This window comes from Acidisoma sp. PAMC 29798 (genome assembly GCF_030252425.1).
Lineage (GTDB): Bacteria > Pseudomonadota > Alphaproteobacteria > Acetobacterales > Acetobacteraceae > Acidisoma > Acidisoma cladoniae.
On the sequence record NZ_CP126994.1, the window covers coordinates 1857951 to 1882271 of the forward strand.

Annotated in this window: 29 protein-coding genes and 1 riboswitch; of the genes, 18 read left to right on the forward strand and 11 right to left on the reverse strand. The window is 65.3% G+C overall.

What is annotated here, in order from left to right; all coding sequences use genetic code 11:
- Nucleotide 1: 1 nt before the first annotated feature.
- The 3 genes from QP803_RS08935 to QP803_RS08945 all read right to left on the reverse strand — a co-directional run bounded on the left by QP803_RS08935 (nucleotide 2) and on the right by QP803_RS08945 (nucleotide 3266).
- Complete coding sequence (locus tag QP803_RS08935) at nucleotides 2-1279, reverse strand: flavin monoamine oxidase family protein (RefSeq protein ID WP_284947417.1); 1278 nt, start codon at nucleotides 1277-1279, stop codon at nucleotides 2-4.
- The gene (locus QP803_RS08940; protein ID WP_284947418.1) at nucleotides 1279-2775 is read right to left on the reverse strand and encodes a replicative DNA helicase; all 1497 of its coding nucleotides are present in this window, start codon (nucleotides 2773-2775) and stop codon (nucleotides 1279-1281) included. The genes QP803_RS08935 and QP803_RS08940 overlap by 1 nt, the downstream gene beginning before the upstream one ends.
- 95 nt (nucleotides 2776-2870) lie before the next feature.
- A complete protein-coding gene (locus tag QP803_RS08945; RefSeq protein ID WP_284947419.1) occupies nucleotides 2871-3266 on the reverse strand; it encodes a (R)-mandelonitrile lyase in 396 nt (131 codons plus the stop codon).
- Between the two features lie 80 nt (nucleotides 3267-3346).
- A riboswitch (TPP riboswitch) is annotated at nucleotides 3347-3468 on the forward strand.
- On the opposite strand from QP803_RS08945, the gene QP803_RS08950 reads away from it, so the two are divergent.
- The 7 genes from QP803_RS08950 to QP803_RS08980 all read left to right on the forward strand — a co-directional run bounded on the left by QP803_RS08950 (nucleotide 3463) and on the right by QP803_RS08980 (nucleotide 8855).
- Nucleotides 3463-4473: an FAD-dependent oxidoreductase gene (locus QP803_RS08950; protein WP_284947420.1), complete on the forward strand. Its 1011-nt coding sequence runs from the start codon at nucleotides 3463-3465 to the stop codon at nucleotides 4471-4473. Its footprint overlaps the riboswitch before it by 6 nt.
- The gene (thiS, locus tag QP803_RS08955) at nucleotides 4442-4639 is read left to right on the forward strand and encodes a sulfur carrier protein ThiS (protein WP_284947421.1); all 198 of its coding nucleotides are present in this window, start codon (nucleotides 4442-4444) and stop codon (nucleotides 4637-4639) included. Before QP803_RS08950 ends, thiS begins: the two co-directional genes overlap by 32 nt.
- A 2-nt stretch (nucleotides 4640-4641) precedes the next feature.
- On the forward strand, nucleotides 4642-5412 hold the full coding sequence (locus QP803_RS08960) for a thiazole synthase (protein WP_284947422.1): 771 nt from the start codon (nucleotides 4642-4644) through the stop codon (nucleotides 5410-5412).
- Nucleotides 5409-6017, forward strand: coding sequence for a thiamine phosphate synthase (locus QP803_RS08965; RefSeq protein WP_284947423.1), 609 nt, complete (start codon nucleotides 5409-5411; stop codon nucleotides 6015-6017). The genes QP803_RS08960 and QP803_RS08965 overlap by 4 nt, the downstream gene beginning before the upstream one ends.
- Before the next feature lie 48 nt (nucleotides 6018-6065).
- Entirely contained in the window at nucleotides 6066-6926 is an 861-nt protein-coding gene (gene yghU / locus QP803_RS08970; RefSeq protein WP_284947424.1) for a glutathione-dependent disulfide-bond oxidoreductase, read from the forward strand.
- Nucleotides 6927-6946: 20 nt separating this feature from the next.
- On the forward strand, nucleotides 6947-7513 hold the full coding sequence (locus QP803_RS08975; protein WP_284947425.1) for a mismatch-specific DNA-glycosylase: 567 nt from the start codon (nucleotides 6947-6949) through the stop codon (nucleotides 7511-7513).
- A gap of 31 nt (nucleotides 7514-7544) precedes the next feature.
- Entirely contained in the window at nucleotides 7545-8855 is a 1311-nt protein-coding gene (locus QP803_RS08980) for an Nramp family divalent metal transporter (RefSeq protein WP_284947426.1), read from the forward strand.
- On the opposite strand, the gene QP803_RS08985 is transcribed toward QP803_RS08980, so the two are convergent.
- The 3 genes from QP803_RS08985 to msrB form a co-directional block, all read right to left on the reverse strand.
- Entirely contained in the window at nucleotides 8852-9274 is a 423-nt protein-coding gene (locus QP803_RS08985; protein ID WP_284947427.1) for a type II toxin-antitoxin system VapC family toxin, read from the reverse strand. The genes QP803_RS08980 and QP803_RS08985 overlap by 4 nt on opposite strands.
- Nucleotides 9274-9528, reverse strand: coding sequence for a type II toxin-antitoxin system Phd/YefM family antitoxin (locus QP803_RS08990; protein ID WP_284947428.1), 255 nt, complete (start codon nucleotides 9526-9528; stop codon nucleotides 9274-9276). Before QP803_RS08990 ends, QP803_RS08985 begins: the two co-directional genes overlap by 1 nt.
- A gap of 131 nt (nucleotides 9529-9659) precedes the next feature.
- Nucleotides 9660-10067: a peptide-methionine (R)-S-oxide reductase MsrB gene (gene msrB / locus QP803_RS08995; protein ID WP_284947429.1), complete on the reverse strand. Its 408-nt coding sequence runs from the start codon at nucleotides 10065-10067 to the stop codon at nucleotides 9660-9662.
- Nucleotides 10068-10181: 114 nt separating this feature from the next.
- On the opposite strand from msrB, the gene QP803_RS09000 reads away from it, so the two are divergent.
- From QP803_RS09000 to QP803_RS09020, 5 genes are read left to right on the forward strand one after another with little or no spacing between them, the layout of a single operon-like run.
- Nucleotides 10182-10778 carry an anthranilate synthase component II gene (locus tag QP803_RS09000; RefSeq protein ID WP_284947430.1) on the forward strand — a complete coding sequence of 199 codons (597 nt, stop codon included), beginning with the start codon at nucleotides 10182-10184 and terminating at the stop codon, nucleotides 10776-10778.
- Between the two features lie 12 nt (nucleotides 10779-10790).
- Nucleotides 10791-11819: an anthranilate phosphoribosyltransferase gene (trpD, locus tag QP803_RS09005; RefSeq protein WP_284947431.1), complete on the forward strand. Its 1029-nt coding sequence runs from the start codon at nucleotides 10791-10793 to the stop codon at nucleotides 11817-11819.
- A gap of 16 nt (nucleotides 11820-11835) precedes the next feature.
- Nucleotides 11836-12657 (forward strand): indole-3-glycerol phosphate synthase TrpC, encoded by an 822-nt coding sequence (trpC, locus tag QP803_RS09010; RefSeq protein WP_284947432.1) that lies wholly within the window; start codon nucleotides 11836-11838, stop codon nucleotides 12655-12657.
- Complete coding sequence (gene moaC, locus QP803_RS09015; protein WP_284947433.1) at nucleotides 12654-13139, forward strand: cyclic pyranopterin monophosphate synthase MoaC; 486 nt, start codon at nucleotides 12654-12656, stop codon at nucleotides 13137-13139. The genes trpC and moaC overlap by 4 nt, the downstream gene beginning before the upstream one ends.
- Nucleotides 13136-14341 (forward strand): molybdopterin molybdotransferase MoeA, encoded by a 1206-nt coding sequence (locus tag QP803_RS09020; protein WP_284947434.1) that lies wholly within the window; start codon nucleotides 13136-13138, stop codon nucleotides 14339-14341. Before moaC ends, QP803_RS09020 begins: the two co-directional genes overlap by 4 nt.
- On the opposite strand, the gene QP803_RS09025 is transcribed toward QP803_RS09020, so the two are convergent.
- Nucleotides 14338-15009, reverse strand: a complete 672-nt coding sequence (locus QP803_RS09025; protein WP_284947435.1) for a pyridoxamine 5'-phosphate oxidase family protein — start codon at nucleotides 15007-15009, stop codon at nucleotides 14338-14340. The two genes, QP803_RS09020 and QP803_RS09025, sit on opposite strands and share 4 nt — an antisense overlap.
- A gap of 100 nt (nucleotides 15010-15109) precedes the next feature.
- Between QP803_RS09025 and pdxR the strand changes: the two genes are divergently transcribed.
- Nucleotides 15110-16519: a MocR-like pyridoxine biosynthesis transcription factor PdxR gene (gene pdxR, locus QP803_RS09030; RefSeq protein WP_284947436.1), complete on the forward strand. Its 1410-nt coding sequence runs from the start codon at nucleotides 15110-15112 to the stop codon at nucleotides 16517-16519.
- Here pdxR and QP803_RS09035 read toward each other — a convergent pair.
- Complete coding sequence (locus QP803_RS09035; protein WP_284947437.1) at nucleotides 16470-17255, reverse strand: N-formylglutamate amidohydrolase; 786 nt, start codon at nucleotides 17253-17255, stop codon at nucleotides 16470-16472. The two genes, pdxR and QP803_RS09035, sit on opposite strands and share 50 nt — an antisense overlap.
- A 99-nt stretch (nucleotides 17256-17354) precedes the next feature.
- Between QP803_RS09035 and QP803_RS09040 the strand changes: the two genes are divergently transcribed.
- Entirely contained in the window at nucleotides 17355-18584 is a 1230-nt protein-coding gene (locus QP803_RS09040; RefSeq protein WP_284947438.1) for an aminopeptidase, read from the forward strand.
- 77 nt (nucleotides 18585-18661) lie between these two features.
- Here QP803_RS09040 and QP803_RS09045 read toward each other — a convergent pair whose 3' ends face one another.
- On the reverse strand, nucleotides 18662-19354 hold the full coding sequence (locus QP803_RS09045; RefSeq protein ID WP_284947439.1) for a type 1 glutamine amidotransferase domain-containing protein: 693 nt from the start codon (nucleotides 19352-19354) through the stop codon (nucleotides 18662-18664).
- 47 nt (nucleotides 19355-19401) lie between these two features.
- Nucleotides 19402-20013, reverse strand: a complete 612-nt coding sequence (locus QP803_RS09050; RefSeq protein WP_284947440.1) for a TetR/AcrR family transcriptional regulator — start codon at nucleotides 20011-20013, stop codon at nucleotides 19402-19404.
- Between the two features lie 104 nt (nucleotides 20014-20117).
- On the opposite strand from QP803_RS09050, the gene QP803_RS09055 reads away from it, so the two are divergent.
- On the forward strand, nucleotides 20118-20906 hold the full coding sequence (locus QP803_RS09055) for a Stf0 family sulfotransferase (protein WP_284947441.1): 789 nt from the start codon (nucleotides 20118-20120) through the stop codon (nucleotides 20904-20906).
- Between the two features lie 134 nt (nucleotides 20907-21040).
- On the opposite strand, the gene QP803_RS09060 is transcribed toward QP803_RS09055, so the two are convergent.
- On the reverse strand, nucleotides 21041-21985 hold the full coding sequence (locus tag QP803_RS09060; protein WP_284947442.1) for an aliphatic sulfonate ABC transporter substrate-binding protein: 945 nt from the start codon (nucleotides 21983-21985) through the stop codon (nucleotides 21041-21043).
- A gap of 141 nt (nucleotides 21986-22126) precedes the next feature.
- Here QP803_RS09060 and QP803_RS09065 point away from each other — a divergent pair, with 141 nt between their 5' ends.
- From QP803_RS09065 to QP803_RS09075, 3 genes are all read left to right on the forward strand, one after another.
- Nucleotides 22127-22978 carry an ABC transporter permease subunit gene (locus QP803_RS09065; RefSeq protein WP_284947443.1) on the forward strand — a complete coding sequence of 284 codons (852 nt, stop codon included), beginning with the start codon at nucleotides 22127-22129 and terminating at the stop codon, nucleotides 22976-22978.
- Nucleotides 22978-23751 carry an ABC transporter ATP-binding protein gene (locus QP803_RS09070; RefSeq protein WP_284947864.1) on the forward strand — a complete coding sequence of 258 codons (774 nt, stop codon included), beginning with the start codon at nucleotides 22978-22980 and terminating at the stop codon, nucleotides 23749-23751. The genes QP803_RS09065 and QP803_RS09070 overlap by 1 nt, the downstream gene beginning before the upstream one ends.
- A gap of 107 nt (nucleotides 23752-23858) precedes the next feature.
- A complete protein-coding gene (locus tag QP803_RS09075) occupies nucleotides 23859-24320 on the forward strand; it encodes a MarR family winged helix-turn-helix transcriptional regulator (RefSeq protein ID WP_284947444.1) in 462 nt (153 codons plus the stop codon).
- Nucleotide 24321: the final 1 nt, after the last annotated feature.

A 24321-nucleotide genomic window follows, 5' to 3' on the forward strand; every position in this document is an offset into this window, starting at 1 on the left:
GTCAGACAGGATCGTCCGCTCCTCGTTGTAGAATGAGGTCCGCCGCGCGCCGCCCATCCAGCACCGCGCCGCCGACCGTGCCGGCCATGCCGTCGATGCGGCAGGCCTCGCCCGCGAAGAACAGCCGCTCCCCTACTGGTTCGGCAAGGGCCGCGCGGGCGCCAGCCCCGCCGGGGCGCGCATAACTATAGGCGCCCAGGTGAAAGGGGTCGGTGCCCCAATCGGTTGCAAAGCTGTCCGCCGCGAAGATGCGGTCGGCCTGCGCGCCGAACAGCGCGCGCCACTCCGCACGGGCGAAATCCGCGGCGGCACGCGGATCAGGCGCCAGCGCCCAGGCCGGATCCCCACCCACGAAGCCGATGACGTGGTCGGCGCCGCGCGGCCAGGCGATGAAGGACATCAGCGGATCGCCGAACTGCGGCACCATGCGGAAGGCCATGGTGCCATCCTTCATGCCGAGCCGATCCTCCCCCGCCGCGCGCAGAACCACCTTGCTCAGCAGGCCCATGGGCAGGTTTGCGATGGCGCCCTGGGTCGCGGCCGGCAAGGGCGGATCGAAGGCGATGAGGCCCGAGGCGAGCACGCCGGTCGAGACCGTGACGATGACGGCGTCGGCCTCGATCACCTCGGTGCCTGTTTCGACCCGCACCATCTTCCCGTCCCAGGCGATACGCCGCACTGGCGCATTGCAGCGGATCGGCCCGGCGGAATCCTCCAACAGATCACGCAGCAATCGGCCGAGGCCGTGTGGCGGATTGAGGTTCTGCCCATCGAGCTGATTGAGCCGGAAGTCGGCGAGGCTCAGATACGGCGCATCGACGGCGTCGATCAGACTGGAATGCCAAGCCTCGATGGTCGGCACCCAAGGATTTTGGTGCCGGAAGGCGCCCGCGGCTGTTGCCAGATCCGTATCCGGCGCGTCAGGCGCTCCGTCGATGATCGTCATCCATTGGGCTTCGGCCGCCTCATACGCCGCGTCCTCCGCCGCTGTCGCCCGTCGATCGCCGATATGCATCAGGCTTTGGCCGCGAAAGGCCTCGGTCAGGCGAAACCCCGCGCGCTGCGCCATCGGCACGAGCGGATTGTGCTCGGCCATATGCAGCCAGGCGCCGCCTTCATCCAGCCAGGCGCCGGCGAGTGCCGTCGGCGTGCTGGTGCGCGCCCGCCCACCCGGTGCGGCCGAGGCTTCGAGGATGAGCGTCGATGTACCGGCGCGACGCAGCTCGGCCGCAGCGGCGAGCCCCGCCGCCCCCGCACCGACAATGACAACGTCAACCATCAATGCGAATGCTCGTGATCCGTATCCAGATCGGCGAAGCGGGTGAACTCGCCCTCGAAAAAGAGGTCGATCTTGCCGGTCGGCCCATGGCGCTGCTTGGCGAGATACAGCTCGGCCACGTTATGGACCCGCTCCATATCCTGCTGCCACTTGTCGAGCGCGGTCTGGAACTTGTCCTCCGAATCATAGGCCATCTGCTTGGGGGCCTTCTGCTGAAGGTAATATTCGTCGCGGTAGATGAACATCACCGCATCGGCGTCCTGCTCGATGGAGCCGGATTCCCGCAAATCGGACAGCTGCGGCCGCTTGTCCTCGCGGCTTTCCACGGCGCGGCTGAGCTGGGACAGGGCGATGACCGGCACCGACAGCTCCTTCGCCAAAGCCTTCAGCCCCTGCGTGATCATGCTGATTTCCAGCACGCGGCTTTCCGGCCTTGTGCCCGCAGCCGGGCGCATGAGTTGCAGGTAATCGATCACCACCAGCCCCAGGCCACGGCTGCGCTTGAGACGCCTGCAGCGGGTGCGCAGCGCCGACAGCGTGATGGCGGGCGTATCGTCGATCTCCAAAGGCAGGCTGGAGATTTCGCGACTGACTTGCACGAAACGGTCGAAATCCTTGGGGCCAATATCGCCACGCCGGATGCGATCGCCGCTGATGCGCGCGGCTTCGGCGAGCAGACGCGAGGCAAGCTGCTCGGAACTCATTTCGAGGGAGAAAATGGCCACCGCCTGCTTGGACAGGGCGTTCGGCCCGCCCTCCCGCCTGGCCTCATCCTGCAAGGCGCTCGCGGCACCCCATGCGATCTTGGTGGCGAGGGCGGTTTTGCCCATGCCGGGCCGGCCGGCGAGGATGAGCAGATCGGAGGGATGCATGCCGCCGGTCTTGGCATCGAGATCGCGCAAGCCGGTGGACAGACCCGACACGCTGCCTGAACGCTGAAACGCACGCTCGGCACTTTCGATCGCGGCGGTCAATGCCTTTTCGAAACTGACGAAACCACCCTCGCTGCCGCCGCGCGTCGCGAGATCGAACAATTGCTGCTCGGCCGCTTCCATCTGCTGGCGGCCATCCAGCTCGGGCTCGGCCCCGAAGGCGCGGTTAACCAGCACTTCGCCCACGTCGATGAGCTGGCGGCGTAGCCAGGCGTCATGCACCGTCTGACCGTAATCGCCGGCATTGATGATGCCGATCATCGCGGTCAGCAATTGGCCGAGATAGGCGGTGCCGCCGACCTCCTCCAGCACGCCCGAATGCTCGAATTCCGCCTTCAGCGTCACGGCGTCAGCCAGTTGGCCGCCTTCGACCCGGCGGGAGATGGCCTGGTAGATGCGGCCGTTGATCGGGTCGGCGAAATGCTCGGGCGCCAGAAACTCCGACACCCGCTCATAGGCCTTGTTATTGGCGAGGAGGGCGCCGAGCAGCGCCTGCTCGGCCTGGAGATTGCTGGGCGGCAGGCGCTGGCTAAGGCCGAGAAGCGGGGAGTCGATGCTATTCATCAAACCATCATAGACTATCCCGCCGCCTTGTGACGCCCCTCCGCCTGTGGAGATCGGGGATAAGGGGGATGTTTCCCCTCTCGGTAGGGCGGCGCTTACCCCTGATATTGCGCGTCCGTCACGTGCTCCAGCCAATCCACAGGTGACCCATTGAGCTTCTCCTGAATGGCGATATGGCTCATCGCCGTGGTGGCGGAGGCGCCGTGCCAATGCTTCTCCCCGGGCTCGAACCACACCACATCGCCGGGCCGAAGCTCCTCGATCGGGCCGCCCTCGCGCTGAGCCCGACCGCTGCCGGTCATGACAATCAGCGTCTGGCCGAGGGGATGGGTGTGCCAGGCCGTGCGGGCGCCAGGCTCGAAAGTAACCAGGGCACCCGCCACCCGCGCGGGCTCGGGCGGACTGAACAGCGGATCGATGCGAACCGTGCCGGTAAACCAGTCCGCCGGCCCACGGCCGGACGGCGTCGCGCCGCTGCGCTTGATGTCCATCGGATATCTCCCTTGATGACGGCGATACAGACTGCGCAGCGGTCATTGTTTTGACGGACCGGCGCACCGCGCCTAACTTCACCACAACCAAGGGGAGCCCCGAAAGGGGCTGAGAGGCCATGGCGCGAAACTCCGCGCGGATTGGCGACCCTTAACACCTGATCCAGGTCATGCTGGCGAAGGGATGGAGGTTGCGATGCCGATGACAGTGGTGGGCGCCGGCGTGGCTGGGCTCACAATGGCCCTGGCCCTTTCGCAGGGCGGTGCGGATGTGACGGTGCTGGAGCGTGGGCCGCGCCTGGGGGCTGCGTCCTGCTCGCGCTATGCCGGTGGCATGCTGGCACCCTGGTGCGAAGCCGAAAGCGCCGAACCCCTCGTCACCCGGCTCGGCCAGGAAGCCCTCATCTATTGGCCGCAGGTTCATCCGGCGACCGTGCAACGCGGCAGCCTCGTTCTGGCGCCGGCGCGGGATGCGCCCGACCTCGAACGGTTCGCGCGGCGCACGACCGATCACCAAAGGCTCGACGCCGAGGGCATCGCGGCGCTGGAGCCCGATCTCGCCGGACGGTTCCGAGCGGCGGTGTTCTTCCCGAAGGAGGCGCATCTCGATCCGCGTCGCGCCTTGGTCTCTCTGCATGACACGCTGGTCGCGCGCGGCGTCGAAATCCGCTTCGGATGCGATGTCGAGATGGCGTCACACGCGCATGAGATGATGGTGGATTGCCGGGGTTTCGCGGCCGCGGACAGGCTGCCCGATCTGCGTGGCGTCAAAGGCGAGATGCTCATTCTCCGCTGCCCGGCCATCACGTTTTCGCGCCCCATTCGGCTGCTGCATCCGCGTTTTCCACTTTACGTCGTGCCACGCGGCGACGGCATCTTCATGATCGGCGCGACAATGCTGGAAAGCGGCGAGCGCCATCGCGTCACTGCGCGCTCGGTCGTGGAATTGCTCAACGCCGCCTATGCGCTGCATCCCGCCTTTGCAGAGGCCGAGATTCTTGAAATGGGCGCGGATGCCCGCCCCACCTTCCCCGACAATCTGCCGCGCATCCGCCGCGTCGGGCGGCATGTCGCGGTGAACGGTCTGTTCCGGCATGGCTTTCTGCTGTCTCCCGCCCTCGCCCGCCGCGCGGTGGAGTTTCTTTTGCACGGCATCGAAGATCCGGAGGTGATGGATGAAAATCCTCGTCAACAGCGAAGCGCGTGACATCGCGGGGCCGAGCTTGGCCGACGCGCTCGACGAACTCGGCTATGGCGGCGCCGTCATCGCCACCGCCGTCAATGGGGATTTCGCACCCGCGCGCCTGCGGGCGGCGCTGATATTGCGCGAGGGAGACAGCCTGGAGCTGCTCGCCCCGATGCGTGGAGGTTGAGGATGGAGGTTTACGGCGTCACCCTGGCATCGCGGCTGCTGCTTGGCACTGCGCAATACCCCTCGCCCGCCATTCTGGCCGATGCCGTGCGGCAATCGGGCGCCGAGGTCGTCACTGTCTCGCTCCGCCGTGAATCGGGTGTCGAGCGTGCAGGACAGGGGTTTTGGTCCCTGATCCGGGGCCTCGGTGTGCGGGTGTTGCCCAATACCGCAGGCTGCCATTCGGCGCGTGAGGCTGTGACGACCGCCCAAATGGCGCGCGACGTGTTCGAGACGAACTGGATCAAGCTGGAGGTGATCGGCAATCACGATACGCTGCAGCCGGACGTGTTCGGCCTGGTCGAGGCCGCGCGCACCTTGTCCGCCGATGGCTTCGAGGTGTTTCCGTACACGACCGAGGATCTCGTCGTCGGTGAAAGGCTGCTCGATGCCGGTTGCCGCGTGCTAATGCCATGGGGTGCGCCGATCGGCTCCGGTCGTGGGCTCAACAACGTCTATGGCTTGCGGGCCATGCGCGCGCATTTCCCGAAGGTGCCTCTCATCGTCGATGCTGGCATCGGGCTTCCGTCGCAAGCGGCGCAGGCGATGGAGCTGGGCTATGACGGGATCCTGCTCAACACCGCCGTGGCGCGCGCGGGCGATCCTGCCCGCATGGCCCGCGCCTTCGCACGCGCGATCGAGGCCGGGCGCGACGCCTTCCTCGCCGAACCGATGCTGCCGCGCGACATGGCGGAACCCTCCACACCGGTTTTGGGAATGGCCTCCTTCGCATGACGCTAGATCCCTTCTACCTCATTGTCGATGATGCCGCCTTGCTGGTCGGCATTCTGCCGACGGGCGTGCAACTCGTGCAGCTCCGCATCAAGGATGCGACAGAACTCGATCTGCGCCGACAAGTGCGCCGCGCCCGCGCGCTGTGTGAGGGGTTCGACACGCAACTGATCCTCAACGATCATTGGCAGATGGCGATCGATGAAGGATTGGACTTCGTCCATCTCGGCCAGGAGGATTTGGAGACGGCGGATATTCCGGCGTTGCGGGATCACGGTGTGCGCATCGGGTTGAGCACGCATGACGAAGCCGAACTTGATCGTGCTCTCTCGTTTGCACCTGATTATGTCGCACTCGGCCCGGTGTTCCCGACGATCCTGAAGGCGATGACCTGGGCACCGCAGGGCGTCGCGCGCGTGTCCGCCTGGAAACGCACGCTGGGGGACACGCCGCTGGTCGCAATCGGCGGATTGACGCCCGATAGGGGGCGGCAGGTGCTGGAAGCCGGGGCCGACAGCGCCTGTGTTGTCACGGATGTGATCCGCAACACGGACCCCGTGGCGCGGGCGAAAGAGTGGATGGCCGCCACCGCACCATGGCGGGTTTAGCCAGCGCGGGGTAAGATAGATGGACATCGAACAATAGGAGCGCCGCGCATGGCCGAATATATGCCGCCGAAGGTTTGGACCTGGGACAAGTCGAGTGGCGGCCGGTTCGCCAATATCAACCGACCCATCGCGGGCGCCACGCATGACAAGGAATTGCCGGTCGGCCACCATCCGCTCCAGCTCTATTCGCTGGCCACGCCGAACGGCGTGAAGGTGACGATCATGCTGGAGGAGCTTTTGGCCGCAGGGCACACCGGCGCGGAATATGATGCCTGGCTGATCAAGATCGGCGACGGTGACCAGTTCGGCAGCGGCTTCGTGGCCGTCAATCCCAACTCCAAGATACCCGCCCTGATGGACCGCAGCGGCCCGACGCCGATCCGCGTCTTCGAGTCCGGTTCGATCCTGGTCTATCTCGCCGAGAAATTCGGCGCCTTCCTGCCGACGGAACCCGCCGCGCGTGCCGAATGCCTGTCCTGGCTGTTCTGGCAGATGGGCGCGGGGCCGATCCTGGGCGGGGGCTTCGGCCATTTCTACGCCTATGCACCCGAGAAATTTGAATACCCCATCAATCGCTTCGCCATGGAAGTGAAGCGCCAGCTCGATGTGCTCGATCGTCGCCTCGCCGAGACCACCTACCTGGCGGGCGATGCTTTCACGATCGCCGACATGGCTGTCTGGCCCTGGTATGGCGCTCTGGCGAAGGGCTGGGTCTACGAAGCGGCCGAGTTTCTGGATGTCCAGAGCTACAAGAACGTCAATCGTTGGGCCGATCTGGTCTTCGCGCGGCCGGCCGTGCAGCGTGGCCGCATGGTCAATCGCATGGTCGGCGAGCCCGAGACGCAATTGCATGAGCGCCACGAGGCCAGTGATTTCGAGACGAAGACCCAGGACAAGGTGAGCCAGTAAGAGACAGTCGGAGGGTGTTCATGCAGTCACCGTCTGAATGCATGGACACCCACCCGGACATCGTGCCCGATCTGCTGCGGCCCGGTCTCGATCTCGTCATCTGCGGCACGGCGCCGAGCGCTGTCTCGGCGGCGCGGCAAGCCTATTACGCCCATCCCGGCAATCGCTTCTGGGCCATCATGGCCGAGACCGGGCTGACGCCGCGTCGCTTCCTGCCGGAGGAATATCCCCTCATGGCGGCGCTCGGCATCGGCTTCACCGATATGTGCAAAACCGCCTCCGGCCAGGATGACAGTCTGCCCCGCACCGGCTTCGATCGGCAGCGGTTGGCCGAGGCCATGCGACGCTACCGCCCTGGTATGCTCGCCTTTTCCAGTAAGCGCGCGGCGTCGGAATTCCTCGGCCAACCGACGGGGCGCATCGCTTACGGCCGGGCGCCGCCCCTGCCCGATATGCCGCCGATCTTTGTCCTTCCCTCGACCTCCGGCCTCGCCTGCCGGGCCTGGGACCCAGCGCCCTGGCACGCCATGGCGGCAATCGTCTTGGCCGCACGCGAAACGACGACGAGATCCTTGAATAAAGTGTAGCCAATGCTACATGTGGATCTCAAGGCGAGGCATGATGATGAGCCACGATGTGGCACGACTGACCCTGACGGAGCGTACCTCCTTCGCGATCGATGAAGCTCTGGCCGGGCGGCGTCGGGGTCTCGCGATCCTGCCCCTGTTCGCTGGTCCCGCCGTCACCGCCTCGATCGCCTATATGGACCCTGGGAACTTCGCGACGAATATCCAGGCCGGCGCCCGCTACGGCTATTCCCTGCTTTGGGTGGTGCTGCTCGCGAGCCTGACGGCGATGATGTTTCAGGCGCTGTCGGCCAAGCTCGGCATTGTCACCGGCCGCAGTCTGCCCGAACTCTGCCGCGCCCATTTCCCGCGCCCGATCGTTTTCGCGATGTGGGGGGTGAGCGAAGTCGCTGCTATGGCGACGGACCTCGCGGAGTTCCTGGGGGGGGCCATCGCCCTGTCGCTGCTGTTTCACATGCCCTTGCTGGCGGGTATGGTGGTGACCGGCATCGTGACCTACGGCTTACTGATGTTCCAAAAGCAGGGCTTTCGTCCGTTGGAGCTGATCATCGGCGGCCTCGTGGGCGTTATTGCCCTTTGCTACCTCGTCGAACTCGTCGTCGTGCCGGTGGTCTGGGGCAGCGCCATCAAGGGCGCGCTGGTTCCGCATATTCCCGATGCGGCGGCGCTGACAATTTCCGTCGGCATCGTCGGCGCCACCATCATGCCGCATGCGATCTTCCTGCATTCGGGCCTGTCACGGGACCGCGCGGCCGGCCGCGACCGATCGACCCGCAAGACGCTGCTCCACTTTTCCAATATCGAGGTGGTGGTCGCGCTGGCCCTGGCCGGGCTGGTCAATGTGGCAATGGTGATGATGGCGTCTGGCGCCTTTCACAGCGGCCACAGCGACGTGGCGGAGATCGAGACGGCCTATCACACGCTGACGCCGCTGCTCGGTGCCGGCGCGGCCGCGGTTTTTCTGCTATCGTTGCTGGCCTCGGGCGTGTCGAGTTCCGTCGTCGGCACCATGGCAGGGCAGATGATCATGCAGGGCTTCGTGGGCTTCCGCATTCCCATTTTCCTGCGCCGGTTGATCACCATGCTACCGGCCTTCGTAGTTGTCGCACTCGGCGTCAATGCCACCCAGGCCTTGGTCTATAGCCAGGTCGTGCTGAGCCTGGCGTTGCCGGCGCCGATTATCGCCCTGACGCTGTTCACGCGGAACCGCGCCCTCATGGGCGAATTCGTCAATAGTCGGCTGATGAACGGCCTCGCCATCGCCGGTACGGCGGTGATCATGACTCTGAACGTGGTGCTGTTGTTGCAGACCTTTGGGGTGAAACTCCCCGGTCTGGCTTAAAGCTTGTCCCACGGATTCAGAAGCGCGACGCCCGTCTGCTGGAAGTCCGAGATGTTTCGCGTCACGACACTCATGCCGTGAACCAAAGCGGTTGCGGCGATTAATGCATCGCGCTCTGACCTCGGGTCTGGCACATGCAGCCGTGCACACCGTATCGAGACCGCCGCATCGACGGAGAGGATCCGTCCGGCGAACTCCGGCAAGACGCGCGTATCCAACCACAGCCGTATCACAGCGCCCTGACGCGGATCTCTCCGCTCCATCTGGAGAACACCACGTTCCAACTCGAGGACGGTCATCGCCGAAATATAGAGACTTCCAGCGTCGATGCTGTCCGCCCAGGCAGCCACTTGCTGATCCGCTTTCCCGAGCCGAACTTTTCGCAACTCCGACACCACGTTGGTGTCGAGAAGGAACATCAGTCGAAATCGACCGTTTGAAGCGTCACAGTCGCACGCGGCGGATCAAAGGCGATATCCGTCATGCCCGGCATGGCCAAGGCGTCCGCGATCTTGCGATGGCCGCCCTTCAGCCGCTGATAGTCTTCAATGCTCAGGAGTACATGGGCGGGCTTGCCTCGATCCGTGATGAACACGGGCCCTTCGGTCGCTGCCTTCTTGGCGCGGCTGGTATCCTGGTTAAATTCACGGCTGGACAGGGTGGTGATGGTCACCGCAGCCTCCTTGAAGAGCATGTAGAGAAGTTACTACTTCTCTACATGCTCTTCAAGGACTGGGTCTGGCCTAGGTGGTGGATGACGCTGCGCTCATCCACCCTATGAAGACCATCCTGTAGCCAAAGCCGCTAGTCCGGGATGAAATCCATCGCGACGCCGTTCATGCAATAGCGCTGATAGCTCGGCGGCGGACCGTCGGGGAACACATGGCCAAGATGGCCGCCGCATTGAGCGCAATGGGTCTCGGTCCGCACCATGCCGAGGCTGCGGTCTACCGTGTTTTCTACCGCGCCTTCGATGGGTGTGTCGAAGCTCGGCCAGCCGGTGCCGCTCTCGAACTTCGTGTCGCCATGGAACAGCGCATTGCCGCAGCCTGCGCAGACGAAGGTGCCGGGGCGCTTTTCGCGCAGCAGGGCGCAGCTGCCGGGCCGCTCGGTCGCGTGGTGGCGCAGCACCTGATACTGCTCCGGCGTCAGCCGCGCCCGCCATTCGGCGTCGGTGTAGCTCACCGGAAAGGTCTTGGTTTGGGTGTCCATCTCATGCCCCTGACGCTGTGTGAGCTGATATGTGAGCCACGCCCCAAGCCGCCGCAACCCAGACGTTCCCGCCATCTAATTGACCCTGCCAACGCCCCAGAGCAGACTATTGTAATGATTGTACTGATCGACAACTACGACAGTTTCACCTTCAACCTCGTCCAGTTCCTGGGCGACCTCGGCGTTGCCTGTGAAGTCTGGCGTAACGACGCGATCTCCGCCGAGGCCGTGGTGGCAAAGGCGCCCGAGGCGATCGTGCTGTCGCCCGGCCCCTGCACGCCCAATGAGGCGGGCATCTGCCTCGATCTCATCGCGGCCGCCGCCGGCCATGTGCCTATCCTGGGTGTCTGCCTCGGCCATCAGGCCATTGGCCAGGCCTTCGGCGGGGATGTCGTGCGCGCGCCGACGCCCATGCATGGCAAGATCAGCGACGTGCAGCATCGCGGCACGGATATTTTCGAGGGGCTGCCGGCACCCTTCAAGGCGACGCGCTATCATAGCCTCATCGTGGCGCGGGAGACCTTCCCGGATGTGCTGCTGCCGACCGCCTTTACGGAGGACGGCACCATCATGGGCCTGCGCCACCGGACGCTGCCGATCTTCGGCGTGCAGTTCCATCCCGAAAGCATCGCGAGTGAATACGGCCACGAAATCCTCGGCAATTTCCTGGCGATCAGCCGTGGCCGCAACGCGCCTGCCCGCGCCGCCTGAAGCCCCATCGCCATGACCGGAATTCGGCCCCTGCTCGCGCCGCTCGCGCGGGGTGAGAGCCTGACCGAAGCCGAGGCCGAAGCCGCCTTCGGCGCGATCATGACCGGCGAAGCCACGCATGCGCAGATCGGCGGCATGCTGATGGCCATGCGCGTGCGTGGGGAAACGGTGGCCGAAATGGTCGGCGCCGTGCGGGCCTTGCGGGCCCGCATGGTGGCCATTACCGCGCCGCCCGGCGCGATCGATGTCTGCGGCACCGGCGGTGATGAGGCCGGCACGCTCAATATCTCCACTGCCGTCACCTTCGTGGTCGCGGGCTGCGGTGTGCCCGTGGCGAAGCACGGCAATCGCGCCCTGAGTTCCAAATCCGGCGCCGCCGACGTGCTCGAATATCTCGGCGTGCGGGTAACGCTGCCGCCGGCGCAGCTGGAAACGCTGCTCGCCACCACCGGCTGCGCCTTTCTGTTCGCACCCTCCCATCATCCGGCGCTGCGCCACGCTGCCCCGGTGCGCGCCGAATTGGGCACGCGCACGCTGTTCAACCTGCTCGGCCCCCTCGCCAATCCGGCGCGGGTGACGCGGCAATTCACCGGCGTCTTCGCCAGCCATTGGACGCGACCGGTGGCCGAGGCGCTGGGCAAGCTCGGCACCAGCCATGCCTGGATCGTGCATGGCCAGGGCCTCGATGAACTGACGCTGGCCGGGGACAATCACATCACCATCCTCGAAAACGGCATTGTGCGGGACATGACGCTGCACGCGGATGAGGTTGGGCTGCCGCGCGCCCCACTCGCCGCCTTGCGTGGTGGCGACGCGGCCCATAATGCCGGCGCGCTGATGCAGCTGCTTCAAGGCGAAGCTGGGGCCTACCGGGATACCGTGGTCTTGAATGCCGCCGCTGCGTTGATCGTGGCCGGTGCCGTCACCAGTTTGACGGAGGGTATCGCCGCCAGCATGGCGGCCATCGACAGTGGCGCGGCGCGCGCGGCATTGGAAACGTTGCGGCGGGCAAGTGAGCCGCCTATTCACGAGGCCGAATAGCAGTGACCCTTTCATAATGGCCGATACCGAAGACCTTCTCGCGAAAATCTGTGACGACACACGGGCGGAATGCGCCCGGCGCCGGCAGTCCATGTCCATCGATGCGCTGAAGCACAAGATCGCTGCCCAGCCGAAGCCACGCGGTTTTGGCCGCACGCTGATGGACCATGTCGATGTCCATCGTGTCGCGCTGATCGCCGAAATCAAGAAGGCCTCGCCGTCCGGCGGGCTGATCCGCGAGGATTTCGATCCCATTGCCATCGCCCGCGCCTATGTTGAGGGCGGCGCTGCCTGCCTGTCGGTCCTCACCGACCGCAGCTATTTCCTCGGTGAGCCGGCGCATCTGAAAGCGGCCCGCGCCGCCGTGTCGCTCCCCGTGCTGCGCAAGGATTTTATCCTCGAACCCTGGCAGGTCTATGAGAGCCGGGCGATGGGCGCCGATTGCATCCTGCTCATCCTCGCGGCCTTGTCGGATGATCAGGCCCGCGAGTTGGAGGAGCTGGCGCGTGCCCTGGATATGGACGTGCTGGCCGAGGTCCATAACGAAGCGGAACTCGGCCGGGCGCTGGGTCTTCAGACGCCGCTGATCGGCATCAACAACCGCAATCTCAAGACCTTGAAGATCGATATTCAGACGTCGATCGATCTCGCACCTTTGGTGCCGCCAGAGCGCTTTCTGATCTCGGAAAGTGGCATCCGCACAGCGTCTGACGTCCGGCGGCTGATCGATGCCGGCATCCAATGCTATCTTGTCGGTGAATCTATGCTGCGCCAGCCGGATGTCGCTCAGGCCGTGCGCGCTTTGATCGGGCCGGAGCGTACCGCCCACGCCGCATGAGCAAGTCGGGTGCGCTGACGCATTTCGACGCCGCCGGTCGCGCGGCGATGGTCGATGTTTCCGACAAGGTCGAGACGCGGCGGGAGGCGACCGCAGCCGCCCGTATCGTCATGCGGCCAGAAACCCTTGCACTGATCATGAGCGGCACCGCCAAGAAGGGCGACGTGCTCGGTGTCGCGCGCCTTGCCGGCATTATGGCTGCAAAACGCACCGCCGATCTCATTCCGCTCTGCCATCCCCTGCCGCTGTCGGCCGTGACGCTGGATCTCGTGCCTGACGAGGCGAGTTCCGCCGTCGAGATCACGGCCACCGTACGCACCACGGGTCGCACGGGTGTGGAGATGGAGGCGCTGACGGCGGCGTCAATCGCGGCGCTCACGGTCTATGACATGTGCAAGGCAGTAGATCGGGGCATGGTCATCGAAGGTTTGCGCGTCCTCGCCAAATCCGGCGGCGCATCCGGCGATTGGGCTGCGGAATGATTTCGGTCACCGAGGCAAGATCCCGCATTCTCAGTGGATTATCGCCCACACCTCCTGAAATCATACCTCTCGCCGAGGGCGCCGGCAGGGTGTCTGCGGCGGCAGTGATCGCCCGCCACAGTAACCCCAGCGCCGATGTTTCGGCCATGGACGGCTATGCCGTCCATTCGGCTGATGCCCAGGTCGGGCAAACCCTGCGGCTGATCGGCGCGGCACCCGCTGGGCATCCCTTCGGGGGCCGTGTCGGGCCCGGCGAAGCGGTGCGGTTGTTCACCGGCAGCGTCGTGCCTGAGGGCGCGGACACGATCCTCATCCAGGAGAATGCGACCCTGGCCGACGGCGGCGTGACCGTGACCGACTATCCGCCGCCGCAACGCCATATCCGCCCATTGGGCCAGGATTTTCGTGCTCAGGAGACGCTGATCGCGGCGGGGCGCCGGCTCAACCCGCGCCTAGTCGGCCTCGCGGCGGCGGGTGGCCATGCCTGGCTCACCGTCCATCGCCGGCCGCGCATCGTCATCCTGACCACGGGCGATGAGATCGTACTGCCGGGCGAGCCGATGGGGCCGGGTGGAGTCGTTTCCTCCAATGGCCCTGCCCTCGCCGCACTCATCCGCGTCGCCGGCGGTGACCCGATCCTGCTGCCGAGCGCGCCCGATCGGCTCGAAGCGATTGCCGAAGCGGCCGATGCCGCCCGGGGTGCTGACATGCTCATCACCACGGGCGGCGCGAGCGTCGGCGATCACGACCTGGTTCAGTCCGCCCTGGCCGGACGCGGCATGGTGCTGGATTTCTGGCGCATCGCCATGCGGCCGGGAAAGCCCTTGATGCATGGCAATCTCGGTGACGTGCCGATGCTCGGCCTGCCGGGCAATCCGGTCTCGGCCATCGTCTGCGCAATCCTGTTCCTGCTGCCGGCCATCGCCCGTCTCTCGGGCCTGCCGGGTGATCCGCCTTTCGCCGAGGCGGTGCGTCTCGGCGCGCCGCTTCCCGCCAATGACATCCGGGAGGATTACGTTCGCGCCTCCCTGTTGACGCGCGATGAGGGCGGCTGGATTGCGCATCCCTATCCGAAGCAGGATTCCGGCATGATCAGCCGCATGGCGGATGCGGATGCATTGCTGATCCGTCCCCCCTTCGCGCCGGCCGGCGCGGTGGGTGACATCGTGCCCGCCATCCGCCTCGCGCCCTTGGGCGTTTAGCGCAGCCGCCCCGAGGCGATCAGCGCCGACAGCGGCTCCGGCAACGCGATCCCGTCCGGCATGTCCGGGGCCGGCTGCGCTTCGCCCATGGTCCAATGGAAGGGCAGCACCCCGGCCCAGACCGGAAACGCCGCCTCATCGACGTCACCGGGCGGGGCCGCGCGCGTCTTGATCGTCGCCTCCTCGATGTCCATCCACAAGACCGAGGTCGCTTTCACCTCCTGGTCGGTCATGGGCCGCAAGGTCTCCCACCGGCCCGGAAAAACGCCATCCGTGAAGGCTTTCAGTGCAGCCGCCTTTTCCGCATCGCCTTCGACCTTCCGCGCCGTGCCGAAGGCCATGACGGAGCGGTAATTCACCGAATGGTTGAAGGCGGAGCGCGCCAGCACGAAGCCATCCATGAAGGTGCAGGTCAGGCAGACGCGTGCGCCGTCCGAGGCGCGCAGCATCCGGCTCGCCGCCGACCCGTGCCAATACAGCCGGTCGCCGTCGCGCCAGTGCATCGTCGGCGTCACGAAGGGCTGGCCGTCGATGACATAACCGACGTGACAGACCGGCGCCGCGTCGAGCAGGGCGTGAATCACCGCGCGCTCGTGGCTGCCGCGCGGATATTCCCGCCGGACGCGCGAAATTTCTGTCGTCGGATAGTCATTCTCTGTCGGCGGCATGGCGGTATCCTTTGCGTCCAAGGCATTCCTAGACGCGAAGAGGCCTGCTCAAAACGACCACTTGTGTGATTGGCGGAAGACCACTTATCTCCTGAGAATGTTGGATGGATGGATCACTCTCGACCGTGCGGCCGGTGATCTGGAAGGCCAGATCTACCGGGCCATGCGTGATGAGATATTGGCCGGGCGTCTGTCACCGGGCCTGCGGCTTCCCGCCACGCGGGCGCTCGCCCAAACCATGGGCATCGCGCGCTCCACCCTCGTCAAAGCCTTCGAGCGTCTGCGCGCGGAAGGCTATGTCGAGGGCGTTCAGGGTTCAGGCACCCGCGTTGCCGCCCTGCCCGCACCACCGCTGGCACTGGAGGATGTCCCTCCCCGGCCTCTGCCCCTTCCGCCGCCGTCCATACCGGCCTACGGCGCCTTCGAAAGCGGTGTGCCGGACCTCGCCGCCTTTCCGCATGCCATCTGGGCGCGATGCCTGGGCGTGCGGGCGCGTTCGCTGCGCGTCCATGACCTCGGCTACGGCGCGCCGGAAGGGCTGCCGGCCCTGCGGGAGGCGATCCTGACGCATGTCGCCGCCACGCGCGGCGTCGTCGCGACACCGGATCAGGTCGTCATCCTGCCCTCCACGGGCGCTGCGATCGACCTGCTCGCGCATGTGACCCTCCGCCCCGGCGATACAGCCTGGATCGAGGAGCCGGGCTACCCAACCGCGCAGCAGGTGCTGCGCCGCTGCGGTGCGGAGCTTGTGCCTATGCCCTGCGACGCCGAGGGGCTAAACCCCCGCGCCGCCACGGGTCCGGCGCCGCGCCTCATCTACGTCACGCCCTCGCATCAATATCCGACCGGCGTGACCATGAGCTTGTCGCGTCGGTTGGCCTTGTTGGAGGCCGCCGCCAGCGCCGGCGCTCTGATTTTGGAAGACGATTACGACAGCGAATTTCAATACAGCGGCCGCCCGATCGCCTGCCTGCAAGGCATCGATCGCCGGGGTTCGGTTGCTTACCTCGGCACCTTCTCCAAGACGCTCGCCCCCGGCATTCGCGTCGCCTACGCCATCCTGCCGCATCGGCTCTTGGCGGAAGCGCGCGCCGTGCAGAAACTGCGCGGCGCGACGGTCTCGATCCATGTCCAGGCAGCGCTGGCGGACTTCCTGCAGGACGGCCATTTCCGCGCCCATATCCGCCGCATGAGTGCCGTCTATGGCGAGAGGATGGAGGTGGCGCTCGCCGCCGTGCGGCATCATTGCGCGGATACGCTGATCGTGCCGACCCAGCGCGGCGGGTTGCAATTCGCGGCGCTGTTTCGGAATGGCGCAGCGGATGACGTCGCGGTCGCGACTGCGTTGCAGGCGGCCGGCGTCGCCGCCAAACCACTGTCCGCCTTCTACCTTGGCACGCCGCAACCCGGACTGCTGCTCGGCATCGCCATGGCGACGGATGCCGATGCCGCCGCCACCGTCATTCAGCGAATTTGTGCTCGGTCCACATCAGCGGCAGCAGCCGGATGAGACGTTCCGCCCATTCTGCCTGGCCGGCTTCGCTGGCAATCAGATCCTGGCGGATTTCGAGTTCCAGATAGGGCAGCGCTCGGCCCTCGGCATGAATAGGAATGGTGTAGTCGCTGAGGTCACTAACGAAATACGGCTCGTTGTCGCCCACCAGCAGATCGCCTTCGGCTTCCAGCAACCGCTTGAAGCTCATCGAGAGCCGGTTGTCGCGGTTATACAGCACGCCGGCGTGCCAGGGGCGCACCTCGCCCTTGTAGACGGGCGTGAAGCTATGCACGGCGATGATCGCGGTGGGCCGCGCCGCCGCCGCCCGCGCATCCAATGCCGACGTGATCGCGTCGTGATAGGGCAAGAAGATCTCTACCCGCCGCGCCTCCCGTTGCGCATCCGTGAGCCCCACATTGCCGGGAATGGGCGTCGTCTCGCTGATCTCAGGGATGGAACTTGGCACCGAGGGGTTGCGGTTGCAGTCGATCACCAGGCGCGAATAGATCTGGCGGATCAGCGTCGCGTCCAGTGCGTCAGCGACGCGCACGGCGACGCCGGCGGCGCCGATGTCATAGGCGATATGACGCTCCATCTCAGCATCCGAGACGCCGAGCTGGCCAAGCCTCGTCGGCATGCGGCGGCCGGCGTGGTCGCAAACCAGGAACAGGTCGGACGAGCCCTGCGGATGGTCGATGATGACCGGCGCGGGCTCGGCCTCGGACAGCAGATGGGTGTTCGAATCGCTCATGCGGCGCATCTTAGGACGAAGGCGCCGCGTCGTCTCGTGGACTTGACCGGGACGCGCTTTGGTCTTGATTGAGGCGGCAGAGAGCGAGGAACGCGACACATGGATTTCACAACGAAGCTCGACCGTCTGGCGGAAGTCGCGGTGAAAGTAGGCCTCGGGCTGCGGCCGGGCCAGGAATTGGTGATCACCGCGCCGGTCGAGGCGCTGCCCTTGACCCGGCTGATCACGCGCCACGCCTATCAGGCTGGCGCCTCCCTCGTCACCGCCTTCTATGCGGATGACGATGCGGCCCTCGCTCGCTACGAGTTGGGCGCGCCTGAGGGCTTCGACACCGCGCCGGGCTGGCTGTACGAGGGGATGGCCAAGGCCTTCCAGGGCGGCGCCGCGCGCCTGGCCATCGCTGGCGACAACCCGACGCTGCTGGCGGCCCAGGACCCGGAGAAGGTAAGCCGCGCCAACCGCGCTCGCTCGAAGGCCTATCAGCCCGCCCTCCAGCTCATCGTGGATTTCCACATCAACTGGAGCATCCTGTCCTATGCGAGTCCGGCATGGGCCAAGATGGTCTTCCCTGGCCTGCCCGAGACCGAGGCCGTGGCCAAGCTATGGGACGCCATCTTCGCGGCGTCGCGCATCGATGAGGCCGATCCCGTGGCGGCGTGGCACGCGCATAACGCGCGCCTGCACGCCCGCCGCACCTTCCTCAATGACCGCCGCTATGACGCGCTGCATTTCCAGGGTCCGGGCACCGACCTGACAGTGGGTCTGGCGGAGGATCACGAATGGGCTGGCGGGTCGGAGAGTGCCCGCAACGGCATCATCTGCAATCCCAATATCCCGACCGAAGAGGTCTTCACCACGCCGCATGCGGAGCGCGTGAGCGGGCGTGTGACGAGCACCAAGCCGCTGTCCTACCAAGGCACGCTGATAGAGGGCATCGCCGTGCGTTTCGAGGGCGGCCGCATCGTGGAAGCGACGTCGCGCACGGGCGAGACCGTGCTGCGCAAGGTGCTGGAGACGGATGACGGCGCCGCCCGCCTGGGTGAGGTCGCGCTGGTGCCGCATTCCTCGCCGATCTCCAAGAGCGGCATCCTGTTCTACAACACGCTGTTCGATGAGAACGCGGCCAGCCACATCGCCTTGGGCCAAGCCTATAACAAGTGCATTCGTGATTTCGAGACGTTGAGCGAGGAGGCTTTGACGGCCAAGGGCGCCAATCGCAGCCTGATTCACATCGATTGGATGATCGGATCGGACGAGATCGATGTCGACGGCATCTCCGCCAGTGGCGCGGCCGAGCCACTGATGCGCGCCGGGGAATGGGTGATCTAGCCGAAATCATCTCAAAGTTTGGGGATCGCCGGCACGTTTGCCGACGATCCCCAACGCGAGCGAAGCGATTTAACCGGTTATGCGGCGGCCCGTTTCGCCACGAGCGCCATAAGGTCCGTTGCTGCGGCAGCGGAGGAAGCCGGGTTCTGGCCGGTGATCAACAGGCCGTCGGTGACGACATGCACGCCCCAATCCGCCGTCTTGGAATAGTGGCCGCCCTTGGCCGTCAGTTCGTCTTCGACCAGGAACGGCACCACCTTGGTCAGCCCAACCGCCTCTTCCTCGGTATTGGCGAAACCGGTGACGTTCTTGCCCAAAACCACCGGCTTGCCGTCTGCGGACTTGGCGTGGCGCAGCACGCCCGGCGCGTGACAGACCAAAGCGACGGGCTTGTCGGCGGCAAGGAAGCCTTCGATCAACGCGATTGAGGTCTTATCCTCGGCCAGATCCCATAGCGGTCCATGCCCACCCGGATAAAAGACGGAGTCGAAATCCGCGACCTTGACGCTGTCGAGACGCAGGGTGGAGGCGAGCTGAGCCTTGGCCTCCGCATCCCCCTCGAAGCGGTGGGTGCTGTCGGTTTGCGCGCTGGGCTGATTGCTCTTCGGATCCAGCGGCGGCTGGCCGCCTTTCGGCGATGCCAGCACGATCTCAGCGCCGGCATCCTTGAAGACAAAGTAGGGCGCCGCAAGTTCTTCGAGCCAGAAGCCGGTTTTGCGGCCCGTATCGCCCAGCGTGTCGTGCGAGGTCAGCACCATCAGAATTTTCATAGCAATCTCTTTTTCAATGACATGTGGAAAACGACGCAGGTCCAGGCTCAGACCAGTCGTGAGGAAGGCAAATGCAAGATGCGTTGCGTGGTCAAAATCGCGGTGTCGAGCGCATGCAGGCTGCGCGTAATCTTTGTCATCACGCTTGCGCCCAGCCAGAGGTAATACAGGCTCTCCGCCACCGTGCGGGGCGCTTCATCGACAGCAAGCGACCCCTCCGCCACGCCCGCCTCGATCGCCATCGTGAGACGATCGACGATGCTGGACGTGCCGCGCTGGAGAGATAACCGCATCGGCTCCGAAAGATCGGCAACTTCGGCGCCAAGTTTCACGGCCAGACATTTCCCCTGGCAGTCGAAGCTCGCCTGACTGGCGCGCCAGTTGCGCCAATAAGCCATAAGGCGCTCCGCCATCGTCAGTCCCGGCCCTGCAAGAATGAGGTCGAGTTCAGCCAAATACTCGACGAAGTAATGGTCCAACAAATCAACGCCAAAAGTCTCTTTGGAGTTGAAATAATGGTAGAATGATCCTTTGGGAATCTTCGCCGCCGCCAGGATTTCGGTCAACCCGACAGCAGAAAAGCCCTTCGCCCCGATTATCGGCCGAGCGATCGCCAAGATGCTTCGTCGAACGTCCAGCGTTTCTGTCTCGACCATCATGTCTCTAGGGTTACGCTCTAGGCGACCGGTCGTCTAGTAAAATTATGCGATCAGGCGAATGGAGTGTTGACCCAGCCGAGGACCTGTCGGAGTCTGGAGAGGACATGGAGACACGCGCCGCAACGCCCCTCACCGTCCCGCCGCAACTGGCCGGGTTGGAGCGGTTTCATCGGGATGCGATCGCGCAGGTGTTCGGCCCGGCGCCACCCCTGACGGTGATCGACGGTGCCCGGCACTACCTGTTCATCTGCTTCACCAATCGCTGCGGATCGAACTATCTCGCACATCTGCTCGCCTCGACCGGTCGGCTCAATGAGGCCGGTGAGTTCTTCAATGCCCCGACCGTCGAAGCGCATGTCCGACAGAACGGCCTGCCGTCCCTCGGCGCATACCTCAATTTCCTGGGCAGCCGGCTCGATACGAGCGGCTGGCTCACGGCGAAGATCGGGATCGAGCAGCTTGTCATGCTCACCGAAGTCGGCGTTCTCGACCAGATCAGGGCGCGCACACGCTTCATTCTGATCGAGCGCCGGGATCGTGTGGCGCAAGCCGTGTCCCGCCTGGTAGCCGCGCAGAACTATCAATGGACGTCGCGCCAGGATGCGCGGATCGCCGACGATCAACTCGTCTATTCGCGCGAGGCGCTCGACATGCATGTCGCGTCCGTCGAGGCGCAGAACCATATGTTCCTGCGGTTCTTCGCCTCCAACGGCATCGTCCCGATCCACCTTGCCTATGAAGCGGTGGTCGCAGATCCGCAGGGCACCGTTGGGGAGATCGGCGCCGCCCTCGGGATGGTGGGGTTGGTGAGCGATCCCAGCCGCATCGGCATCGCGCCGCAGGAGTCCCCGCTGAAGCAGGCGTGGTACGCGCGCTACCAGGCCGGGGGGTAAGCGGCCGCACTCATTCGTCATCCCCGGACTTGATCCGGGGACCTACCCTTTGGGGCGCCCTGACGACCAATGGGCGCCGAAGCGGGTAGGCCCGCGGATCAAGTCCGCGGGTGACGGTTTATGTGTCTCCTCGCCTAACCAGCCCAGGCGTTGTCCGTCACCGTGATCTTCCGGGGAATGAGGCCAAGGCCGAAGAAGGTGTCGGCGATCATCTGCTGGTTGGCCAAGATCGCCGGCGTCATCGGCCCGACCCCATAGGCGGTGCGGGCGAGCGCCTTCTTCAACACCGGCACGGGAATGCCGGTGGCGGGTCCGAGCTTGATGGCGGCGGCATCCGTATCTGCCTGGACCTGCTTTTCGGTCGCCCCAACGGCCGCGACGGTCGTGTGGACCACCTGGGGGTTCTTGGTCGCGAAATCCCGGCGCGCGAGGAAGAACTGATGGTTGGGTGCAAGGCCATCGGCATCCACCAGCAGCCGCCCGCCCGTCAGCTCGGCGGCGGCAAATAGCGGATCCCAGCAGCACCAGGCGTCCACATTGCCGTTGCGGAAGGCGGCAAAGGCATCGGGCGGCGCCAGATAGCTGATCTGCACGTCCTTGAGGCTGATCCCGGCCTTCTGGAGCGCCGCGACGAGCAGGTAGTTCGCATTGGCACCCTTCGTGGTGAGCAGGTGCTTGCCGCGCAGATCGGCCACTGTCTTCGCCGTGCTGCCGGGCGGCACGACGATGCCTTCGCCATGCACGGCCGGTGGGTCGGCCGCGACATAGACGAAGGGTGTGCCCGCCGCCTGGGCAAAGACGGGCGGCGTCTCCCCCACGATGCCGAAATCGATCGCCCCGGCGTTCAGCGCCTCCATCAGCGGCGGCCCGGCGAGGAACTCGCTCCAACGCACGCTAAACCCCAGCGGCGCCAAGGCGGCATCGAGCGTGCCGGCCGCCTTCAGCAGCAGCAGGGTGCCATATTTTTGAAAGCCCACATGGATGGTCATGTCGGCGGCCTGGGCTCGCCTGCCCGACGCCAGCAGAGAACCGGCGGCGAAGGCGGGTGCCAGAGCGAGAATGGAACGGCGCGCGATCATCGTGTTTTCCTGCATTGCGTGAGAGGTCGGACGACGGAGGCTGCACCCTCCTGACAAGTGTGGTATTTGATCTATATCAACGCCGTCAATCGTGCATTTTTTGAACCACGTTGCCAGCCACAGCATTACCGGAGATCGTTTATGTCGAGCGCCGTCCTGAGCGGAGATATCAAGACGCGCCGCCGTCCCCTGGTCGGCCGCGCCGCGCTCGGCGGCGCCCACCGTCTCGCCATGCCCGTCGCCATTCTCCTCGTCTGGCAGGCCCTCGCCTCATTCGGGCTGATCCAGACCCGCCTCATGCCGTCTCCGGTCATGATCGCCATCAGCTTCTGGCAGTTGCTCATCACCGGTCAGTTGCTCGGCAACCTCTGGGTATCGCTGCTGCGCGTGATCGCCGGCATGGCCATCGGCTTGGCCCTCGGTGTCACCTTCGGCCTTTTCGCCGGCCTGTCCCGCCTGGGTGAGGATACGGTCGATGCCACGCTGCAAATGGTGCGCACCTTGCCGCATCTGGCGCTGGTGCCCCTGTTCATCATCTGGTTCGGCATTGGGGAGACGCCCAAGATTGCGCTGATCGCCCTGGGCACCGTCTTTCCCATCTACCTCAATCTCTTCGCGGGCATTCGCTCCGTAGACCGCAAGATTCTGGAAGCCGCCTCGACGCTGGACCTGACGCGGTCGGAGATCATTTGGAACGTCGTGCTGCCGGGTGCGCTACCGCAATTCCTGGTCGGTCTGCGCTATGCCGTCGGCATTGCCTGGCTGACCCTCGTGGTCGCCGAGCAGGTCAATGCCAGTAGCGGCATCGGCTATCTGGTGATGAATGCGCGCGACTTTTTGCAGACCGACGTGATCTTCGTGGGCCTCATCATCTACGCCATGCTGGGCTTGTTGACGGATCAGATGGTCCGCGCGATCGAGCGTCGGGCCCTCGCCTGGCGGCCCAGCTTCATTGGCGCGCAAACCCAAAACCCGAATAGGGGCGCCGCATGATGAGCACTGTGCCCGACATCACACCGATCCTCGATGCGCCTGCCCAGACCATTGGTGACGCGGCCGTGCGCGTGCGTGGCCTGACCCGCTCCTTCGGCGGGCCGGACATTCTCAAGAACCTCAACCTCGATCTGGAAGCGGGCAGCTTCACTGCCTTGCTCGGGCGCTCCGGTTCAGGGAAATCGACGCTCTTGCGGACGCTCGCGGGCCTCGATGCCGCGCCGGCCGGCACAGTGACGGTGCCCGCCCGCCGGGCCGTGGTCTTTCAGGAGCCCCGGCTGCTGCCCTGGAAGAAGGTGTGGCGCAACGTCTCCCTCGGGTTGCGCGAGGGCGATACCCGCGCCCGCGCCGAGGCGGCACTCACCGAGCTCGGCCTCTCGCATCGCTTGAACGCCTGGCCGCTGACCTTGTCGGGCGGCGAGGCACAGCGCGTCGCGCTCGCCCGTGCCTTGGTCCGCGACCCCAGCCTGATGCTGTTGGATGAGCCCTTCGCGGCCCTCGACGCTCTGACGCGCCTGCGGATGCAGGCCCTCGTCGGCAAGCTATGGCAGGCGCATGACCTCACCGTGCTGCTCGTCACGCATGATGTGGATGAGGCGCTGCTGCTCGCCGACCGCGCCGTGGTGCTGATCGATGGCCGAATCGGCGCCGATATTCCGATCCCGCTGGATCGGCCGCGCCATCATGGCCACCCGGATTTCATCCGGCTGCGCCAGCAATTGCTCTACACGCTGGGCGTAGACGAGACCGGTCTGGACGCCGGGCTGTTCTAGCCTAGAAGGCGGAAAAGCGAAGCGTCTTCCGCCGCCCAACCGCCGGAACTATTGCCTATTGCTTAGCATGCTAACTATAAGCGCATGATCCATATTGGACCCTGATCATGCCGCCTGAGGGTGTTGCCCCCACAGAATTCGGTCGCCAGCTCTATGTCCTGTCCCTCGCCTTGCGGCGGGAGATGGATCAGCGCGTGCGCGCCTTCGGGCTGACGGACGCGACCTGGCGGCCCCTTCTCTATCTCGGCCGGCTGGGGGACGGCGTCCGCCAAACCGATCTCGCGGCGGCGCTCGAAATCGAAGATCCCTCCCTCGTTCGCCTGTTGGACGTCCTGGAGCGGGCCAATTTGCTTGAGCGCATCGAAGACCCTGACGACCGTCGCACCAAGCGCCTGCGCATGACGGCCGCCGGTCGTGAGACCTACGCACAGGTGGCCGCCGTTCATGCCGACTTCACGGCCCATGTGCTGGAAGACGTAACGCCTGCAGACCTCGCCGTCTGCTACAGGGTCTTCGGCACGATCTGCCGCGCCATCGGCCGGCACGGAGCCGGCATGGGAGGGCGTTGAG

Excerpts from the sequence above, each read along its gene's own strand:
- QP803_RS08935 (WP_284947417.1), bottom strand. The coding sequence starts at position 1,279 with ATGGTTGACGTTGTCATTGTCGGTGCGGGGGCGGCGGGGCTCGCCGCT.
- QP803_RS08980 (WP_284947426.1), top strand. The coding sequence starts at position 7,545 with ATGATGATGAGCCACGATGTGGCACGACTGACCCTGACGGAGCGTACC.
- trpD (WP_284947431.1), top strand. The coding sequence starts at position 10,791 with ATGACCGGAATTCGGCCCCTGCTCGCGCCGCTCGCGCGGGGTGAGAGC.
- QP803_RS08965 (WP_284947423.1), top strand. The coding sequence starts at position 5,409 with ATGACGCTAGATCCCTTCTACCTCATTGTCGATGATGCCGCCTTGCTG.
- QP803_RS09040 (WP_284947438.1), top strand. The coding sequence starts at position 17,355 with ATGGATTTCACAACGAAGCTCGACCGTCTGGCGGAAGTCGCGGTGAAA.
- QP803_RS09070 (WP_284947864.1), top strand. The coding sequence starts at position 22,978 with ATGAGCACTGTGCCCGACATCACACCGATCCTCGATGCGCCTGCCCAG.
- trpC (WP_284947432.1), top strand. The coding sequence starts at position 11,836 with ATGGCCGATACCGAAGACCTTCTCGCGAAAATCTGTGACGACACACGG.
- thiS (WP_284947421.1), top strand. The coding sequence starts at position 4,442 with ATGAAAATCCTCGTCAACAGCGAAGCGCGTGACATCGCGGGGCCGAGC.
- QP803_RS08940 (WP_284947418.1), bottom strand. The coding sequence starts at position 2,775 with ATGAATAGCATCGACTCCCCGCTTCTCGGCCTTAGCCAGCGCCTGCCG.
- moaC (WP_284947433.1), top strand. The coding sequence starts at position 12,654 with ATGAGCAAGTCGGGTGCGCTGACGCATTTCGACGCCGCCGGTCGCGCG.
- QP803_RS09025 (WP_284947435.1), bottom strand. The coding sequence starts at position 15,009 with ATGCCGCCGACAGAGAATGACTATCCGACGACAGAAATTTCGCGCGTC.
- QP803_RS08945 (WP_284947419.1), bottom strand. The coding sequence starts at position 3,266 with ATGGACATCAAGCGCAGCGGCGCGACGCCGTCCGGCCGTGGGCCGGCG.
- QP803_RS09065 (WP_284947443.1), top strand. The coding sequence starts at position 22,127 with ATGTCGAGCGCCGTCCTGAGCGGAGATATCAAGACGCGCCGCCGTCCC.
- QP803_RS09075 (WP_284947444.1), top strand. The coding sequence starts at position 23,859 with ATGCCGCCTGAGGGTGTTGCCCCCACAGAATTCGGTCGCCAGCTCTAT.
- QP803_RS09020 (WP_284947434.1), top strand. The coding sequence starts at position 13,136 with ATGATTTCGGTCACCGAGGCAAGATCCCGCATTCTCAGTGGATTATCG.
- QP803_RS09060 (WP_284947442.1), bottom strand. The coding sequence starts at position 21,985 with ATGATCGCGCGCCGTTCCATTCTCGCTCTGGCACCCGCCTTCGCCGCC.
- QP803_RS09055 (WP_284947441.1), top strand. The coding sequence starts at position 20,118 with ATGGAGACACGCGCCGCAACGCCCCTCACCGTCCCGCCGCAACTGGCC.
- yghU (WP_284947424.1), top strand. The coding sequence starts at position 6,066 with ATGGCCGAATATATGCCGCCGAAGGTTTGGACCTGGGACAAGTCGAGT.
- QP803_RS08960 (WP_284947422.1), top strand. The coding sequence starts at position 4,642 with ATGGAGGTTTACGGCGTCACCCTGGCATCGCGGCTGCTGCTTGGCACT.
- QP803_RS08975 (WP_284947425.1), top strand. The coding sequence starts at position 6,947 with ATGCAGTCACCGTCTGAATGCATGGACACCCACCCGGACATCGTGCCC.
- QP803_RS09035 (WP_284947437.1), bottom strand. The coding sequence starts at position 17,255 with ATGAGCGATTCGAACACCCATCTGCTGTCCGAGGCCGAGCCCGCGCCG.
- msrB (WP_284947429.1), bottom strand. The coding sequence starts at position 10,067 with ATGGACACCCAAACCAAGACCTTTCCGGTGAGCTACACCGACGCCGAA.
- QP803_RS09000 (WP_284947430.1), top strand. The coding sequence starts at position 10,182 with ATGATTGTACTGATCGACAACTACGACAGTTTCACCTTCAACCTCGTC.
- QP803_RS08985 (WP_284947427.1), bottom strand. The coding sequence starts at position 9,274 with ATGTTCCTTCTCGACACCAACGTGGTGTCGGAGTTGCGAAAAGTTCGG.
- QP803_RS09045 (WP_284947439.1), bottom strand. The coding sequence starts at position 19,354 with ATGAAAATTCTGATGGTGCTGACCTCGCACGACACGCTGGGCGATACG.
- QP803_RS09050 (WP_284947440.1), bottom strand. The coding sequence starts at position 20,013 with ATGATGGTCGAGACAGAAACGCTGGACGTTCGACGAAGCATCTTGGCG.
- QP803_RS08950 (WP_284947420.1), top strand. The coding sequence starts at position 3,463 with ATGCCGATGACAGTGGTGGGCGCCGGCGTGGCTGGGCTCACAATGGCC.